This window comes from Sinomonas sp., assembly GCF_051955515.1.
Taxonomy (GTDB): Bacteria; Actinomycetota; Actinomycetes; order Actinomycetales; family Micrococcaceae; genus Sinomonas.
In genome coordinates, this window is record NZ_JBQCGQ010000293.1 from 1 (window position 1) to 14081 (window position 14081).

At 67.0% G+C, this 14081-nt stretch carries 11 protein-coding genes and 1 tRNA gene; 5 read left to right on the forward strand and 7 right to left on the reverse strand.

Annotated elements, in window-relative coordinates; genetic code table 11:
• Positions 1 to 493: 493 nt before the first annotated feature.
• The 3 genes from ACTHL9_RS17605 to glgC form a co-directional block, all read right to left on the reverse strand.
• A complete protein-coding gene (locus tag ACTHL9_RS17605) occupies positions 494 to 709 on the reverse strand; it encodes a hypothetical protein (RefSeq protein ID WP_440520566.1) in 216 nt (71 codons plus the stop codon).
• 515 nt (positions 710 to 1224) lie between these two features.
• Positions 1225 to 2694 (reverse strand): SDR family NAD(P)-dependent oxidoreductase, encoded by a 1470-nt coding sequence (locus tag ACTHL9_RS17610; protein ID WP_440520567.1) that lies wholly within the window; start codon positions 2692 to 2694, stop codon positions 1225 to 1227.
• An 11-nt stretch (positions 2695 to 2705) separates the two neighbouring features.
• Positions 2706 to 4118 carry a glucose-1-phosphate adenylyltransferase gene (glgC, locus tag ACTHL9_RS17615; RefSeq protein ID WP_440520568.1) on the reverse strand — a complete coding sequence of 471 codons (1413 nt, stop codon included), beginning with the start codon at positions 4116 to 4118 and terminating at the stop codon, positions 2706 to 2708.
• A gap of 108 nt (positions 4119 to 4226) precedes the next feature.
• On the opposite strand from glgC, the gene glgA reads away from it, so the two are divergent.
• Positions 4227 to 5423, forward strand: coding sequence for a glycogen synthase (gene glgA / locus ACTHL9_RS17620; protein WP_440520569.1), 1197 nt, complete (start codon positions 4227 to 4229; stop codon positions 5421 to 5423).
• A 69-nt stretch (positions 5424 to 5492) separates the two neighbouring features.
• Here glgA and ACTHL9_RS17625 read toward each other — a convergent pair whose 3' ends face one another.
• The 3 genes from ACTHL9_RS17625 to ACTHL9_RS17635 all read right to left on the reverse strand — a co-directional run bounded on the left by ACTHL9_RS17625 (position 5493) and on the right by ACTHL9_RS17635 (position 8820).
• Positions 5493 to 5942, reverse strand: a complete 450-nt coding sequence (locus ACTHL9_RS17625; RefSeq protein ID WP_440520570.1) for an Hsp20/alpha crystallin family protein — start codon at positions 5940 to 5942, stop codon at positions 5493 to 5495.
• A gap of 125 nt (positions 5943 to 6067) precedes the next feature.
• The gene (locus tag ACTHL9_RS17630) at positions 6068 to 8155 is read right to left on the reverse strand and encodes an acyl-CoA dehydrogenase family protein (protein WP_440520571.1); all 2088 of its coding nucleotides are present in this window, start codon (positions 8153 to 8155) and stop codon (positions 6068 to 6070) included.
• Positions 8152 to 8820, reverse strand: coding sequence for a TetR/AcrR family transcriptional regulator (locus ACTHL9_RS17635; protein ID WP_440520572.1), 669 nt, complete (start codon positions 8818 to 8820; stop codon positions 8152 to 8154). Before ACTHL9_RS17635 ends, ACTHL9_RS17630 begins: the two co-directional genes overlap by 4 nt.
• 91 nt (positions 8821 to 8911) lie before the next feature.
• Here ACTHL9_RS17635 and ACTHL9_RS17640 point away from each other — a divergent pair, with 91 nt between their 5' ends.
• The 3 genes from ACTHL9_RS17640 to ACTHL9_RS17650 are packed head-to-tail and all read left to right on the forward strand — an operon-like array spanning position 8912 to position 12522.
• The gene (locus tag ACTHL9_RS17640; protein ID WP_440520573.1) at positions 8912 to 10213 is read left to right on the forward strand and encodes an acetyl-CoA C-acetyltransferase; all 1302 of its coding nucleotides are present in this window, start codon (positions 8912 to 8914) and stop codon (positions 10211 to 10213) included.
• A 9-nt stretch (positions 10214 to 10222) separates the two neighbouring features.
• Entirely contained in the window at positions 10223 to 11602 is a 1380-nt protein-coding gene (locus ACTHL9_RS17645) for a 3-oxoacyl-ACP reductase (protein ID WP_440520574.1), read from the forward strand.
• Positions 11603 to 11643: 41 nt separating this feature from the next.
• A complete protein-coding gene (locus ACTHL9_RS17650) occupies positions 11644 to 12522 on the forward strand; it encodes a MaoC/PaaZ C-terminal domain-containing protein (protein WP_440520576.1) in 879 nt (292 codons plus the stop codon).
• 180 nt (positions 12523 to 12702) lie between these two features.
• On the opposite strand, the gene ACTHL9_RS17655 is transcribed toward ACTHL9_RS17650, so the two are convergent.
• Positions 12703 to 12786 (reverse strand) — tRNA-Leu (locus ACTHL9_RS17655).
• A gap of 165 nt (positions 12787 to 12951) precedes the next feature.
• Between ACTHL9_RS17655 and ACTHL9_RS17660 the strand changes: the two genes are divergently transcribed.
• Positions 12952 to 14081 (forward strand): M20/M25/M40 family metallo-hydrolase (locus tag ACTHL9_RS17660; RefSeq protein ID WP_440520575.1); only part of this gene is annotated, 1130 nt, incomplete at its 3' end.

Here is a 14081-nt window from a genome sequence, read left to right on the forward strand (position 1 = left end):
CTGGCGGCGGCGGCTCGCATCTCGACGTCTCGGTGGAGATCACCCGCCTCGCCTGACCGCCCCTGGCCACCTCCCACCCGACGCGTGGCCACCTCCCACCCGACGCGTGGCCACCTCCCGTCGGACGCGTGGCCACCTCCCACCCGACGCGTGGCCACCTCCCACCCGACGCGTGGCCACCTCCCGTCGCCTGTGGATAACTGCAGGCAGCAGCGCTGAATTCATGTAAGCATGGCGCATGACCTCGGCACCCGAACCAAGCTCTGTCCTGTCCAGACCATTCACCTCTGGGGAGGCCAGAGAGGTGGGTCTCACCTATCGCGATCTCCTGCGAGAAGACGTCCGGCACGTGAGCCGAGAGCTTTACCTTCCGGGGAGCGCGGAATCGAGCATCCGTGACCGGCTCCGCGCACATCTGGCCGTCGCGCCGGGCGCGTGGGGCTCACACAGGACCGCAGCCGCCGCACAGGGCCTGTGGCTTCCCGAAGGCGCATCAGATCACGCGCTTCTCCACCTCAGTCGGCCATCGAGCGGGCAGCGTATTCGCAGGGTAGGCGTGGTCGGACATCGAGTGAGAACACTTGCCGACGAAGTCCACGAGCTCGACGACGGCCTTCGGGTGACTACCCCCGCTCGCACCTGGCTCGACCTCGGTCTCGAGCTGGGTCCGACAGCACTCGTGGCTCTCGGTGATCAGCTCATCAGGCATCCACGCGCGGTTTTCGAGAAACGATCCGAGCCTTACACCACCAAGGCTGCACTGGCTCGAATGATCAAGAACCATCCGAATATGGGCGGGGTCGCCAAGTGCCGGGACGCTCTGGGAGAAATGCGGGTTGGCGCGGATTCCGTGCCCGAAACCCTGCTTCGTCTAAGTCTCGCAGCGCACAATTTCCCAGAGCCCGAGCTCCAGATTCGGCTGCACCCTTCCGATCCAAGGTCACCCAGCGGCGACCTCGGCTACCGGGTAATTCAGGTCGTCATCCAATATGACGGCGCTCACCATCTCTCGGAGGAGCAGAGACTCAGGGACCGACGACGGGATGCAGCCTTCGCCGCCGCGGGTTGGGTCGTGATTATCGTTGGCGCCGAGGATCTTCGCGACGATTTCGCGAGAGTCCGGTCTCAGCTTCGGGTTCTGTGGTCAAAGCGTGCCGCGTGAGGTGGCCACGCGTCGGGTGGGAGGTGGCCATGCGTCGGGTGAGAGGTGGCCACGCGTTGGGGTTACCAGGGGGACGGCTTGTAGTCCTTGAGGAACACGCCGAAGAGATCCGTCCCTGCTTCGCCCATCACGATGGGGTCGTACACCCGCGCGGCGCCGTCCACGAGATCGAGCGGAGCATGGAAGCCCTCGTCGGCCAGACGGACCTTCGTGTAGTGGGGACGTTCGTCGGTAATCCACCCGGTGTCGACCGCGGTCATGAGGATCTGATCGGTCGTGAACATCTCGCCGGCGCTGGTTCGTGTCAGCATGTTGAGGGACGCCTTCGCCATGTTGGTATGAGGATGGCCGGGACCCTTGTACTTCCGCCCGAACTGGCCCTCCATGGCGGAGACGTTCACGATGTACTTCCGGCGTGCGGTCGAGCGGCGGAGCGCTTCCCGGAGCCTGCTGATCAGCAGGAAGGGCGCCGTGACGTTGCAGAGCTGAACTTCGAGCATCTCGAGCGGATCGACCTGGTCGACCACCTGCGTCCAAGAGTTGATCTTTGCCACGTCCGGCACAAGTCCGCCTGCGTCGATCGCCGTTCCGGCCTCAATCCGCTCGAGCGAGGCTGAGCCCGTCGAGAGGGCGAGCGCGGTCACGGCGTCGGGGGCGAGCACTGGGTGTCCCGTCACGCTTCCGGCGATGGACAGCGGGTGTTTGTCGTGCGCATGCCCAAACGTGAGCAGCTCTGGGCCTCCGTTCGACGCCAGCAGCTCGGCGGGAAGAGGATCATCTTCCGCTTCGACGAGCGGTCGGTACGCGTTGGGTGACCGTCGCACCGTCTGGGCCGCGTTGTTGATGATGATGTCCAGCGGGCCCTCGGCATCCACGGATTCGGCGAGCGAGATCACCTGCGACGGGTCGCGGAGGTCGATCCCCACGATGCGGAGGCGGTGCAGCCACTCGCCGCTGTCTTCCATGGCGGCGAAGCGTCGCGCTGCGTCCTTGGGGAACCGCGTGGTGATAGTCGTGTGGGCGCCATCACGAAGGAGCCGCAGTGCGATGTACATCCCGATCTTGGCGCGCCCGCCGGTCAGGAGGGCGCGCCGACCCGTGAGATCTGTCCGAGCGTCGCGTTTGGCATGGCTGAAGGCTGCGCACTCGGGGCACAGCTGGTGGTAGAAGGCGTCGACCTGAGTGTAGGGCTGCTTGCAGATGTAGCAGGAACGAGCACGGATGAGGTGCCCGGCAATTCTGCCGGTAGCCGAGGGCTTGAGCTTGTTCCCCTTGGTCTCGTCATCGATCCTGTCCGGGGCGGCCGTTGCTGTCTGCGCGATGATCGCCCGGTCAGCGTCGGCAATCGCGTCCCGCTTCTGGTTCCGGGTGAACCGGCGGTGAGCCTTGAACATCTTGCCCGTGGCGCGCCGCACGGCGACGAAATCAGGATGTTCCTCGTCGTACTCGTGAATGGCGCCAAGCACTTTGAGGCAGGCTTGAATCTCCTCCGGGGTCAGAGCCTCGGGGGACGCGGGATCGGTGGAGCTCATGGCCTCCAAGTCTACCGGGGCGTCGCCTCCGCTGCCTCAGCGGCCGACGACGGCTCATCGGCCTCCCGCTGTCCGTTCCCGCTCGCGGTGCTAGCCTCGGTGGCTCGAGATTGCGTTCGGTCTTCGAACTCGGCCGGGTGCTCGGATGCCCAGGCTGCGGCGAGATTCTTCTCGTCCTCGCTCGGTTCGGGCACCGATTGCCCCTTCGCGAGCACGGTGATCCCGGAATCCGTTACCTGGAAGCCGCGCTGCTTGTCGAGTTTGCTGTCGAGTCCGATGGTGGCACCCGGTGGGACGGTGACGTTCTTGTCGAGGATGGCCCGATGGACAATTGCGCCCTCGCCCACGATGCAGCCGTCCATGAGCACGGAGTCGAGTACCCGTGCGCCCGCGTTGATACGCACGTCATGGGAGATCACGGAGCCCTCGACGGAACCGCCGGTGACCACAACCCCGCTTGAGACGATCGAGTCGAGGGCGGAGCCGATGCGCCCGCCGATCCCGCGCACGAACTTCGCGGGCGGGGAGACGCTCTGGCGCGTGTAGATGGGCCACTTGGAGTTGTACAGATTGAAGACCGGCAGCGGGGAGATGAGATCCATGTGGGCGTCGTAGAACGAGTCGATGGTGCCCACGTCGCGCCAATACGTACGGTCGCGTTCAGTTGCCCCGGGGATCTCGTTCAGCGTGAAGTCGTAGACGCCAGCTTCGCCACGCTCGACGAAGTAGGGGACGATGTCGCCGCCCATGTCGTGCTTCGTGTCCAAGCGCTCCGCATCTCGTTTGAGCGCTTCGACGAGCGCGTCGGAGTCGAAGACATAGTTCCCCATGGAGGCGAGGAACTGATCTGGGGCGTCGGGCAGGCCGGGCGTTGTGGGCGGCTTCTCGACGAACGCGGCGATGCGTCCCGGATCGGCCGAGTCCGTCTCGATGACGCCGAACTGGTTCGCCATGCTGAGGGGCTGGCGCACCGCGGCGACGGTTGCCTTCGCGCCAGACGCAATGTGGGCCTCAACCATTTGTTCGAAGTCCATGCGGTACACGTGATCCGCGCCGACGACGACGACGATGTCCGGCTGGTCGTCGTAGATGAGGTTGAGCGACTGGTAGATGGCGTTCGCGCTGCCGAGGAACCAGCTCTTCCCCACGCGCTGCTGTGCGGGAACAGAGGCGACGTAGTTCTGGAGCAGGGTCGAGAGCCGCCAGGTCTCGGAGATGTGGCGGTCGAGGCTATGCGATTTGTACTGAGTGAGCACCACGATGTGCCGGTATCCCGAGTTCACCAGGTTCGACAAAGCGAAATCGATGAGCCGGTACGCTCCCGCGAACGGCACAGCCGGTTTCGCACGATCCGCCGTGAGCGGCATGAGCCGCTTTCCCTCTCCACCGGCCAAGACGATTGCCAACACTCGTTTCGGCGCCATGGCGCACCCCCGTCATCTCTTCTTCCGGCCCTTCGGGCCCCTCCCACGCTGGAGAGGGCCTCGTGGTTCACACTAGAACACCTACCCGGCAGCGACTACGTTGGTGCCGTGCGAATTGACATTGTGACCAAAGAGTTTCCCCCCGAGATCTATGGTGGGGCGGGGGTGCACGTATCGGAGCTCAGCAAAGTGCTAGCCCGGCAGGTGGATCTGAGGGTTCATGCGTTCGGTGCTCCGCGCGAGCCTGAGGTCGACGGCGCCAAGGTCACGTCGCATCAGGCGCCGTCGCAGCTTGCCAGCGCGAACGCCGCCCTGCAGACCCTGGGGATCGACGTGGACATCGTGCCCGAGGTGTCGGGGGCCGACGTCGTTCATTCGCACACGTGGTACGCGAACATGGCCGGCCACATTGCGGGGCTGCTGTACGGTATCCCGCATGTCCTGAGCGCCCACAGCCTTGAGCCGCTGCGCCCGTGGAAGGCCGAGCAGCTCGGTGGGGGCTACAGGCTCTCCTCCTGGGTGGAGAAGACAGCGTATGAGGCCGCCTCGGCGATCATCGCCGTGTCGCACGGCATGCGCGAGGACATCCTGCGCTGCTACCCGGAGGTCGATCCCGCCAAGGTCCGCGTGGTCCACAACGGCATCGACGTCTCTCTGTGGGAGCGTGACGAGAACACGGAGCATGTCCGCGCCTTGGGCGTCGACCCCGAGAAGCCGTCCGTCGTCTTCGTGGGCCGGAACACTCGGCAGAAGGGCGTGCCCTACCTCCTCCGTGCTGCAGCGAAACTTCCGGCGGATGTCCAGCTCGTCCTGTGCCTCGGCGCCGCGGACACGCCGGAACTCGCCAAGGAGACCGCCGCCCTCATCGACAGCCTGAAGGCCGAGCGCGAGGGCGTCATCGTGATCGAGCGCATGCTCCCGCGCGCGGAGCTCATCCAGGTTTTGAGCCACGCCACGGCGTTCGCCTGTCCGAGCATCTACGAGCCCCTCGGCATCGTGAATCTCGAGGCCATGGCCTGCGGCGCGGCCGTGGTTGCCACGGCAACGGGCGGCATTCCGGAGGTCGTCGACCATGGCACGACTGGCCTGCTCGTCCCGATCGAGCAGGTCACCGACGGGACGGGCACTCCGCTCGACGCCGAGAAGTTCGTGACCGACTTCGCCGCGGCCCTCACCGAAGTGGTGTCCGATCCCGCCCGTGCACGCCAGATGGGAGAAGCCGGCCGCAAGCGTGCCGAGCAGCACTTCTCGTGGGACAGCATCGGCGAGGCCACCCTCGAGGTCTACCGCTCAGTGCTCGGCTGACGCTGGGCAGGAACGACGACGGCGGGCCGACTCGCCCGAGGCGGCCCGCCGTCGTCGTCCATTCAATCCCTAGTCCCTGCTGACGTTGATCTTGGTGGGGCCGGGGCCGCTCTCGGGCGCCGCTGGCACCCTGATCTCCAGCACTCCGTCCCGGTAGCTCGCTTTGATGTCCTCCTGCCGCGCGCCCCGTGGAAGCTGGACGGACCGGGCGAAGGAGCCATACCGGAACTCTGAGCGATACCCGTCCTTGTTGGCGTTCTCGCTGTTTTCCTGACGGTCGACGCGGATATTCAGCTCGCCGTCGCGCACGCTCACGTCGACGTCCCTCTCTGGGTCGATGCCCGGAACCTCTGCCCGCACCACAAGGGTCTCGCCCTCGCGGAATTCCTCGACGCGCAGCCATCCGGTGTCCCAGTCGCCCTCCATGAAGCGGCGGAACTGCTCGGGGAATCCGAATCGGCGGAACTGCGGCGGGACGGGCATGTCCCACCCGCCGCGACGGGACCATCCATCAGCCATGGCATCCTCCTCGTGGGTCTGCCCGGTCCCTTGGCCGGGCCTTGCCCTCAGGCTAGACCCGGCCAAGTCGGGGGTGGAAGCCTCCGCGCGAGGGCTCAGAGCGAACAGGACGGAAGCTCGAACGGTCAGGACGCCAGCCGCGGGTGCTTGACCTGCTTCGCGTGCTTTTCCATCGTGGGAGCCGCACCCGATGCGCGCTGCGCGGCGAAATACGCGGATGCCTCGCTCTGCCGTTCCGCTTCCGCGCCTGAGGCAATCGCGGTGCGAACGTGCTCGGGACCGTAGCCGAATGCCTCCACGAGGTCGAGTGCGTGGGGGCGAAGCTTGGCGAGGAGCCGGTTGATGTACTCCCCGACGGTCCGACCCCGCTGCATGCTGAGCCGGCCGTTCATGAGGTACCAGGCGAGGTGCTTCTCGATGAGCGACAGGCCGAACAGATCACGCAGCCAGGTGAGGACCTTCTTGGTTCCCGGATCTTTCATCTCCGCGAGCGCCTCAGTGAAGGCCTCCCACTGGAGGAGTTCGGCGTGGGCGCGGGCCGCCTCGATGAGCTCGTTCTGGTGCTCGTTGAACCGGGCCGCGGCCTCAGCCTGCGGTAGCTTGTTGGCCCCGTGGAGCGCCTGCGCCACTTCGGCGACCATCGTCTGGACCCGATCGGCGAGGAGGAGCCGCTGGGTGTCCTCATCGCGGAGCGCCAACGCCGCGCGCTGCGCGCGGCCGCTGTCGCGGACGAACTGCGCGACGGCCCCCAAGCCAGTCCGGTACGCGACGCCGGCGGCCTGACCCAGGGCGAACTTGGCGAGAGCCCCCACGTTCATGGTGCGGAACTCCTTCGCGTAGTCGTTGAGGAGACGTTTGGCCACGAGCTGGAGGAGTACATTGTTGTCGCCCTCGAAGGTGGCGTACACGTCGAGATCGGCACGCAGCGACGCGAAGCGGTTCTCGATGAGGAAACCTGCGCCGCCGCACGCCTCCCGGCATTCCTGGAGGATGTCAAGGGCGTTCCACGTGGAGAGTGGCTTGAGGGCGGCCGCGAGGGTTTCGAGCTCCTGACGGTCCCCATCGGTGTCCGTCCTGCCGGAGAACACGCCATCGAACTTGGCGAGCAGCTGCTCGTGGGCGAAGCTCATCGCGTAGACGGTGGCGAGGCGCGGGAGGAGGCGGCGCTGGTGGCGCTGGTAGTCGAGCAGGACTTCCTCGGCCATATCCGAGGATGCGTTGAACTGGCGTCGCTCCGAGGCGTAGCGGATGGCGGCCGACAGGGCGACCTTCGCCGCCGCCGTCGCAGCCCCGTCGAGAGACACTCGTCCTTGCACGAGGGTGCCGAGCATCGTGAAGAAGCGACGGCCCGGGCTGGAGATCGGCGAGGAATAGGTGCCGTCCGGGTCGACGGTTCCGTACCGGTTGAGCAGATTGCTGCGCGGAACCCGAACGCGGTCGAAGTGGAGGCGGCCGTTGTCGATCCCATTGAGGCCGCCCTTGACGCCGTCGTCCTCCCCGCCGATGCCGGGGAGGAACTCCTTCGTCTCGGGGTCTCGGAGCGGGACATAGAGCGCGTGGACGCCGTGGTTCACGCCGGCCGTGATGAGCTGCGCGAAGACGACGGCGGCGATGCCGTCCTTGGCGGCGTTCCCGATGTAGTCCTTCCACGCTGCCTTGAACGGCGTGTGGATCACGAACTCTTCGGTCTCGGGGTCGTACGTAGCGGTTGTGGCGATGCTTGCCACATCCGAGCCATGGCCGATCTCGGTCATGGCGAAGCAGCCGGGGACCTCGAGCGACATGATGCCGGGAAGCCACTTGGCATGGTGCTCCTCGGTACCGAGGTGGAGGACGGCTGCGCCGAAGAGGCCCCACTGGACCCCCGCCTTGATCTGGAGGGAGGGGTCCGCGGTGACGAGCTCCTCGAATCCTGCGATGTTCCCGCCGTGGTCCTCTTCGCCGCCGAGTTCCTTCGGGAACGCCCGGTGCACGGCCCGGTGGTCCACGAGGTACTTGAGCTGCCCGAAGACCCGCTCCCGGTGCTCGTGGTGCGTGAGGCCTTCTGCCTTGTGGAGCTCTGAGCGGCCTGCGAGCTCACGGGCCTCGCGGCGTGTTTTCGCCCATGTGCCAAGAAGTTGGTCGGCGAGTGCATTGACGTCGATCCGCACGTCCTCGGCTGTCTCGGCCGCGTCCTCTGCGAGAGCGGCGGCGTCTGGGGCGAGTTCGGTCATGGCATCTCCTTGCTGGGAATCGTGATGTCGGCCTCGGCAACGATGCCGGCGAAAAGCCAGTCGGCGATCAGGCCTGCCATCGTGTCGAGGGTCGGTTTGACGTTGTTCTCGGGGGTTTCGAGCCAGCGCTCGCCGGCGGCGCGTACCAGGCCCATCGCCGCCGTGGGCCAGAAGGCGATAGTGGCTTGACGGCCGGGGGAGAGAAGACGCCGCATAGGCTCCTCGATCATGGCTCCAACGGCATCGAAGAAGTTGACGAAAGCTGCTGCGGCGTCGGCATCGCTCGCCACGGGGACGCGGGTCACGAATTCGTAGACGTGCGGAGAGCTCGCGGCCATTCCCAGATATGCGGCGACCATTGCGCGGAGCCCCTCATAAGGGGATTGAGCCGTGCGTGCCGCTTCGGCGATCCGTTCCTGCATTCGCGCCAGGACTACTTCGCCCATTGCCGCCTGGAGCCCTGCCTTGTCCCCGAAGTAGCGGTAGAAGACCGACTTCGAGGTTCCGGCCGCGGCGGCGATGTCTTCCATCGGGACTTCCGCACCCAGCCGGTGGACGGCGCGTCGGGCAGCTCGGATGAGCTCGCGGCGCCGCTCTTCGCGGTGGTTGGCCCATCTCGCGGCGCGGCCGTCTACGGCCGGGGAGTCCGTGGGGGAGAAGTTCACGATACTCAGCGTATCAGGTACGCTTGGTATCGGTAATTCACATCACATCCTCTTCCGCGCCTCAGCGCATGAACCCTCTTAGGGAGGCAAGATGTCCACGCTGCGCAAGGCCGTCGTCGTCGGCGGCAACCGCATCCCCTTCGCCCGAGCGAACGGCGCCTACGCCATGACCTCGAATCTGGACATGCTCACCGCGGCCCTCGACGGGCTCGTGGCCCGATTCGGGCTTCAGGACGAGCGGCTCGGCGAGGTCGCTGGAGGTGCCGTGCTCAAGCACTCGCGGGACTTCAACCTCACCCGGGAAGCGGTGCTCGGCTCGGCGCTCTCGCCCGAGACGCCTGCCTACGACCTCCAGCAGGCCTGCGCAACGGGGCTGGAGGCCGTCCTTGGTCTCGCGGACAAGATCAAGCTCGGCCGCATCGAGTCGGCCATCGCCGGCGGCGTCGACAGTGCCTCGGACGCCCCTATCGTTGTGAGTGAGGGCCTGCGGCACGCCGTCCTCGAGCTGAATCGCGCGAAGACGCTCCAGCAGAAGCTCAAGGCCATCTCCAAGCTGCGTCCGAGGGACGTCACGCCGGTGGCGCCGGGCACGAACGAGCCCCGCACAGGGCTTTCCATGGGGGAGCATCAGGCGCTCACAACGGCGCAGTGGAACATCTCCCGGGAAGCGCAGGACGAGTTGGCTCTTGCGAGCCACCGCAATCTGGCCGAGGCCTACGATCGTGGCTTCTTCGACGATCTCGTCACTCCCTACCGGGGGGTCACGCGCGACGGAAACCTGCGAGCCGACACGTCGCTCGAGAGGCTCGCCTCGCTCCGAACCGTCTTCGGCCGGCAGCTCGGCGACCGGGCCACGATGACGGCCGGCAACTCGACGCCGCTGACGGATGGTGCTTCGACCGTGCTGCTCTCGGCCGAGGAGTGGGCCGAGTCGCACGACCTGCCGATTCTGGCCGACATCGTGGATGGCGAGGCGGCCGCCGTCGACTTCGTGCACGGCAAGGACGGCCTGCTCATGGCGCCGGTGTTCGCGGTCGCGCGCCTCCTGGGGCGCCTCGGGCTCACGTTCGAGGACATCGACTACTTCGAGATTCACGAGGCGTTCGCCAGCACTGTTCTGTGCCATCTTGCTGCCTGGGAGGACGAGGAGTTCTGCCGCGAGCGCCTTGGCTTGGACGGCGCGCTCGGCAAGGTCGATCGAGCGAAGCTCAACGTCAATGGCTCGTCCTTGGCGGCCGGGCATCCGTTTGCCGCGACGGGTGGCCGCATTGTCGCGACCCTTGCCAAGCAGCTGCATGAGCGCGGGACCGTGGACGGCCGGCCCGCCCGAGGTCTCGTTTCGGTCTGCGCCGCGGGCGGCCTCGGGGTGGCTGCGGTTCTCGAAGCGCGCTGAGGGGGATCGATGACGGATACGTACACCGCTCTGGTCAGCCGCGGCTGGGGCCGCGACGTCGCCAAGCGCCTCGGGCTGCCGCAGCCGGTGCCGCTGCGCCGGCACGACCCCACGGCGCCCCTGCTGCCAGGTCCTGCGCTCGTCGTCGGCGAGGGCGCCTCCGCCGAGGCGCTTGCCTCAGCCCTCGAGGGGTGGGGCGTGGAAGTTGTCCGCGACGCCGAGGCGTTCGCTCAGTCGCCTCGCGTCGAGGCCAACGGTTCCGGACCGCGCCGCCTCGGGGCGATCGTCTTGGTGCTCGACGGCGTGCAGCACCCGCGGGATCTGGCCTCGCCGGTCTTGGCAGCGGGCAAGGCGCTCCGGTCGCTCGCTCCGTGCGCCCGAGTCGTGGCCGTTTCCCGACGTGCTTCCCTTCAGGACGAGCCGGCGCTTGCCGCTGCCCGGCAGGGCGTCGACGGCTTCTTGCGCTCGCTCGCCAAGGAGCTTCGTGCGGGCGCCACGGGCAATGGCATCCTCCTGGCAGAAGGGGTTTCCCCTGGCGCGCCGAGCGTGCTCGGTGCGCTGCGGTTCCTGCTCTCGGGACGCTCTGCGTTCGTGGACGGCCAGTTCCTGACCGTGGGGACCGAGGGCGGATCACTGCCGGGCGACCCCGAGCGACCGCTGGAAGGCAAGGTCGCAATCGTCACGGGTGCCGCCCGAGGCATCGGCAGCTCCATCGCGCGGACGCTCGCCCGAGACGGGGCACGGGTCGTCGTCGTCGATGTGCCTGTCGCCGGAGAGTCGCTCGCCCAGGTGGCCAACGACATCCACGGCACAGCGCTGCAGCTCGACATCACGAAGCCCGACGCCGGCGAACGCATCCTCACGCACGCTCTGGGCCGTCACGGCAGGCTGGATATCGTCGTGCACAACGCGGGCATCACCCGCGACAAGCTTCTGGCAAACATGGACGCGGCGCGGTGGGACTCGGTCATCGCCGTCAACATCGAGGCGCAGCTGCGAATCAACGAGACGCTGCTCGCGTCCGATCGATTCGGAGAGAGCGCACGCATCATCTCGGTGGCGTCGACGAGCGGCATCGCGGGAAACCGCGGGCAGACGAATTACGCCGCCTCGAAGGCGGGCGTCATCGGCATGGTGCGGTCGACGGCGGCCCGGCTCGCCTCGCGCGGCGGCACGGCCAACGCCGTCGCCCCAGGTTTTATCGAGACGGAGATGACCGCGAAGATTCCGTTCGCGACCCGGGAGATCGCGCGTCGCCTCAACTCTCTCCAGCAGGGCGGCCAGCCGCAGGACGTTGCCGAGGCCATCGCGTTCCTGGCGTCCGACGCCGCCGGCGGGATCTCTGGCGGTGTGCTGCGAGTGTGCGGACAGAATATGGTGGGCCAGTGAGCGCGCCGGCAAGGGGAGTCGAGACTCTCGAGCTCCCGGAGATGCCCTCGCTCTCGCGGCTGTATGTGGCCGCGGCGCGGGATGCTGCCAGGAAGCTGGTCAAGAAGGGCGCAGCCCGTGGAGTGCTGCCCGTGGCGCGGCATCACGTCACGGGGGTGCGGCCGGACCTTGGGAAGATGACGGAGTACCAGTCGCTCCTGGGCGAGACGAAGCGAGACATTGCCCCGGCGGGATACCTCCACACGCTCGCGTTCCCCGCCGCTATGTCGGTCATGGGACGGGAGGACTTCTCCCTTCCACTCCTTGGGATGGTCCACCTCGAGAACCGGGTGGAGTACCGGCTTCCCGTGTTCTACACCGATCTGCTCGAGGTGACGGCTTGGGCCGAGGGTCTCGCGGGGCATCGGGCGGGCACGCGGGTCGACCTGGTCGTCGAAGTGCGGCATGCGGGGAACGACGACGTCGCGTGGCGTGGGGTTTCGACCTACCTCGCCAAGGGCGTGTACCTCCCCGGTCTCGACAGGCCGGGGATGAACGGGGCCCAGGAGGAATTCCGCCCGCCGCTGCCGACCGCACTCTGGCGCCTCAGCTCCGAGACCGGCCGGGAGTACGCGGCGGTGTCCGGTGACTTCAATCCGATCCATCTCAGCTCGATCTCAGCTCGCGCACTGGGGATGCGGCGCTCGATCGCTCACGGGATGTATACCGCATCCCGGGCTCTGGCTGAGGTAGGTCCGCAGAAGGACGACGCGTTCATCTGGGAGGTGAAGTTCGAGGCTCCCGTATTCCTTCCCGCACGCGTGTGCGTCAACATCGCCGACTCGACCGACGCTGAGGGGGCCTGGGACCGCTCCGACTTCGTCGGATGGGGCGCTGCGTCGGGACGGCGGCACTTCGTGGGCCGCGTGGAGCGACTCTAGCCCCCCGCGCACGTCATTCACCCTGGCGGCGCCCTTCCCCGCACCTCCGCGCCCGGCCCGGCGCGGACGTGCGGGTGGGGCGCGATAATGTCGAGCCCCCTCAGGGTCTACCAGCCGAAAAACAGAACACCCCCGGTCCGAAGACCGGGGGTGTTGTCGATGTCCGAGACACCACATCCGTGCGCGGAGGGGGACTTGAACCCCCACGCCCTAAACGGGCACTAGCACCTCAAGCTAGCGCGTCTGCCATTCCGCCACCCGCGCAGAGGTGGGCACCGGAAGTTCTCGCTTGATGCGTTTCCCTCCCGGGCAGCGAATAAGACTGTACACGATCTGGGGCATAGGAAGAAATCGGGGACTCCCGCCGCACCCTGTCCGGGGGAGGGCTAGGCTGGCCTCACCGACCGTCTCTGCCGAGGAGGAACCTGCATGTCCGACCGCCCAGCCGAGAGCACGCTTCGCGCCGAGGACGAAGTAGTCGAGATCTGTCAGAACCTGATCCGGTATGACACGAGCAATTTCGGTGACGGGTCCGGACCGGGGGAGCGAGCGGCAGCAGAGTACACCGCAGAGCTTCTCGAGGAGGTAGGCCTCGAGGCCGAGATCTTCGAGTCCGCTCCGGGCCGCGCCTCGGTGGTCGCAAGGCTTGAGGGAACAGACCCGAGCGCAAGTGCCCTCGTGGTCCACGGCCACCTCGATGTGGTTCCGGCCCAGAAGGACGACTGGAGCGTTGACCCCTTCGCCGCCGAGCTCAAGGACGGCCTCATCTGGGGTCGCGGAGCGGTGGACATGAAGGACATGGATGCCATGGTCCTGTCCGTCGTGCGCGAGATGCAGCGTACGGGGACCCAGCCGAAGCGCGATCTGGTCATCGCCATGTTCGCCGACGAAGAGGCGGGCGGCACTTACGGCGCCCGTTGGGCCGTCGACAATCGGCCTGAGCTGTTCGACGGCGCGAAGGAGGCGATCAGCGAGGTCGGCGGGTTTTCGTCGGAGATCGGGGGGCGCCGGACCTACATGCTCCAAACAGCCGAGAAGGGCCTCTCGTGGCTCAAGCTCACCGCCGGAGGTCGTGCCGGCCACGGCTCGCAGACGAACCCGGACAACGCCGTGACGCGTCTCGCCCGAGCCGTTGCGCGCATCGGCGACCACAAGTGGCCTATCGAGCTCACGGACACCACACGGCGCTTTCTGGACGGTGTCACCGAGCTGACTGGGATCGAGTTCGACCAGGACAATCCGGAGATCCTCCTGAAGGAACTCGGAACCTTCGCCCGCTTCGTCGGGGCGACGCTGCAGAACACCTCGAATCCCACCGTCCTCCAAGCAGGCTACAAGGACAACGTCATTCCCGGCAGTGCGGAAGCGCGGATCGACGTCCGCACCCTCCCGGGCCAGGACGAACTGGTCATGGAGAAGATCCGGGAGCTCGCCGGGGAGGGCATCGACTTCTCCTACGTGCATCACGATGTCTCGCTCGAGACTCCGTTCGAAGGCGCCCTCGTCGATGCCATGGTAGGCGCCCTCGGGGCCGAGGATCCGGAGGCCCATGTCCTCCC

What these genes read in the sequence shown, in the direction of transcription:
- ACTHL9_RS17640 (WP_440520573.1), top strand. Translation starts at nt 8,912, where the DNA reads ATGTCCACGCTGCGCAAGGCCGTCGTCGTCGGCGGCAACCGCATCCCC.
- glgC (WP_440520568.1), bottom strand. Translation starts at nt 4,118, where the DNA reads ATGGCGCCGAAACGAGTGTTGGCAATCGTCTTGGCCGGTGGAGAGGGA.
- ACTHL9_RS17650 (WP_440520576.1), top strand. Translation starts at nt 11,644, where the DNA reads ATGCCCTCGCTCTCGCGGCTGTATGTGGCCGCGGCGCGGGATGCTGCC.
- ACTHL9_RS17645 (WP_440520574.1), top strand. Translation starts at nt 10,223, where the DNA reads ATGACGGATACGTACACCGCTCTGGTCAGCCGCGGCTGGGGCCGCGAC.
- ACTHL9_RS17625 (WP_440520570.1), bottom strand. Translation starts at nt 5,942, where the DNA reads ATGGCTGATGGATGGTCCCGTCGCGGCGGGTGGGACATGCCCGTCCCG.
- ACTHL9_RS17630 (WP_440520571.1), bottom strand. Translation starts at nt 8,155, where the DNA reads ATGACCGAACTCGCCCCAGACGCCGCCGCTCTCGCAGAGGACGCGGCC.
- ACTHL9_RS17610 (WP_440520567.1), bottom strand. Translation starts at nt 2,694, where the DNA reads ATGAGCTCCACCGATCCCGCGTCCCCCGAGGCTCTGACCCCGGAGGAG.
- ACTHL9_RS17605 (WP_440520566.1), bottom strand. Translation starts at nt 709, where the DNA reads ATGCCTGATGAGCTGATCACCGAGAGCCACGAGTGCTGTCGGACCCAG.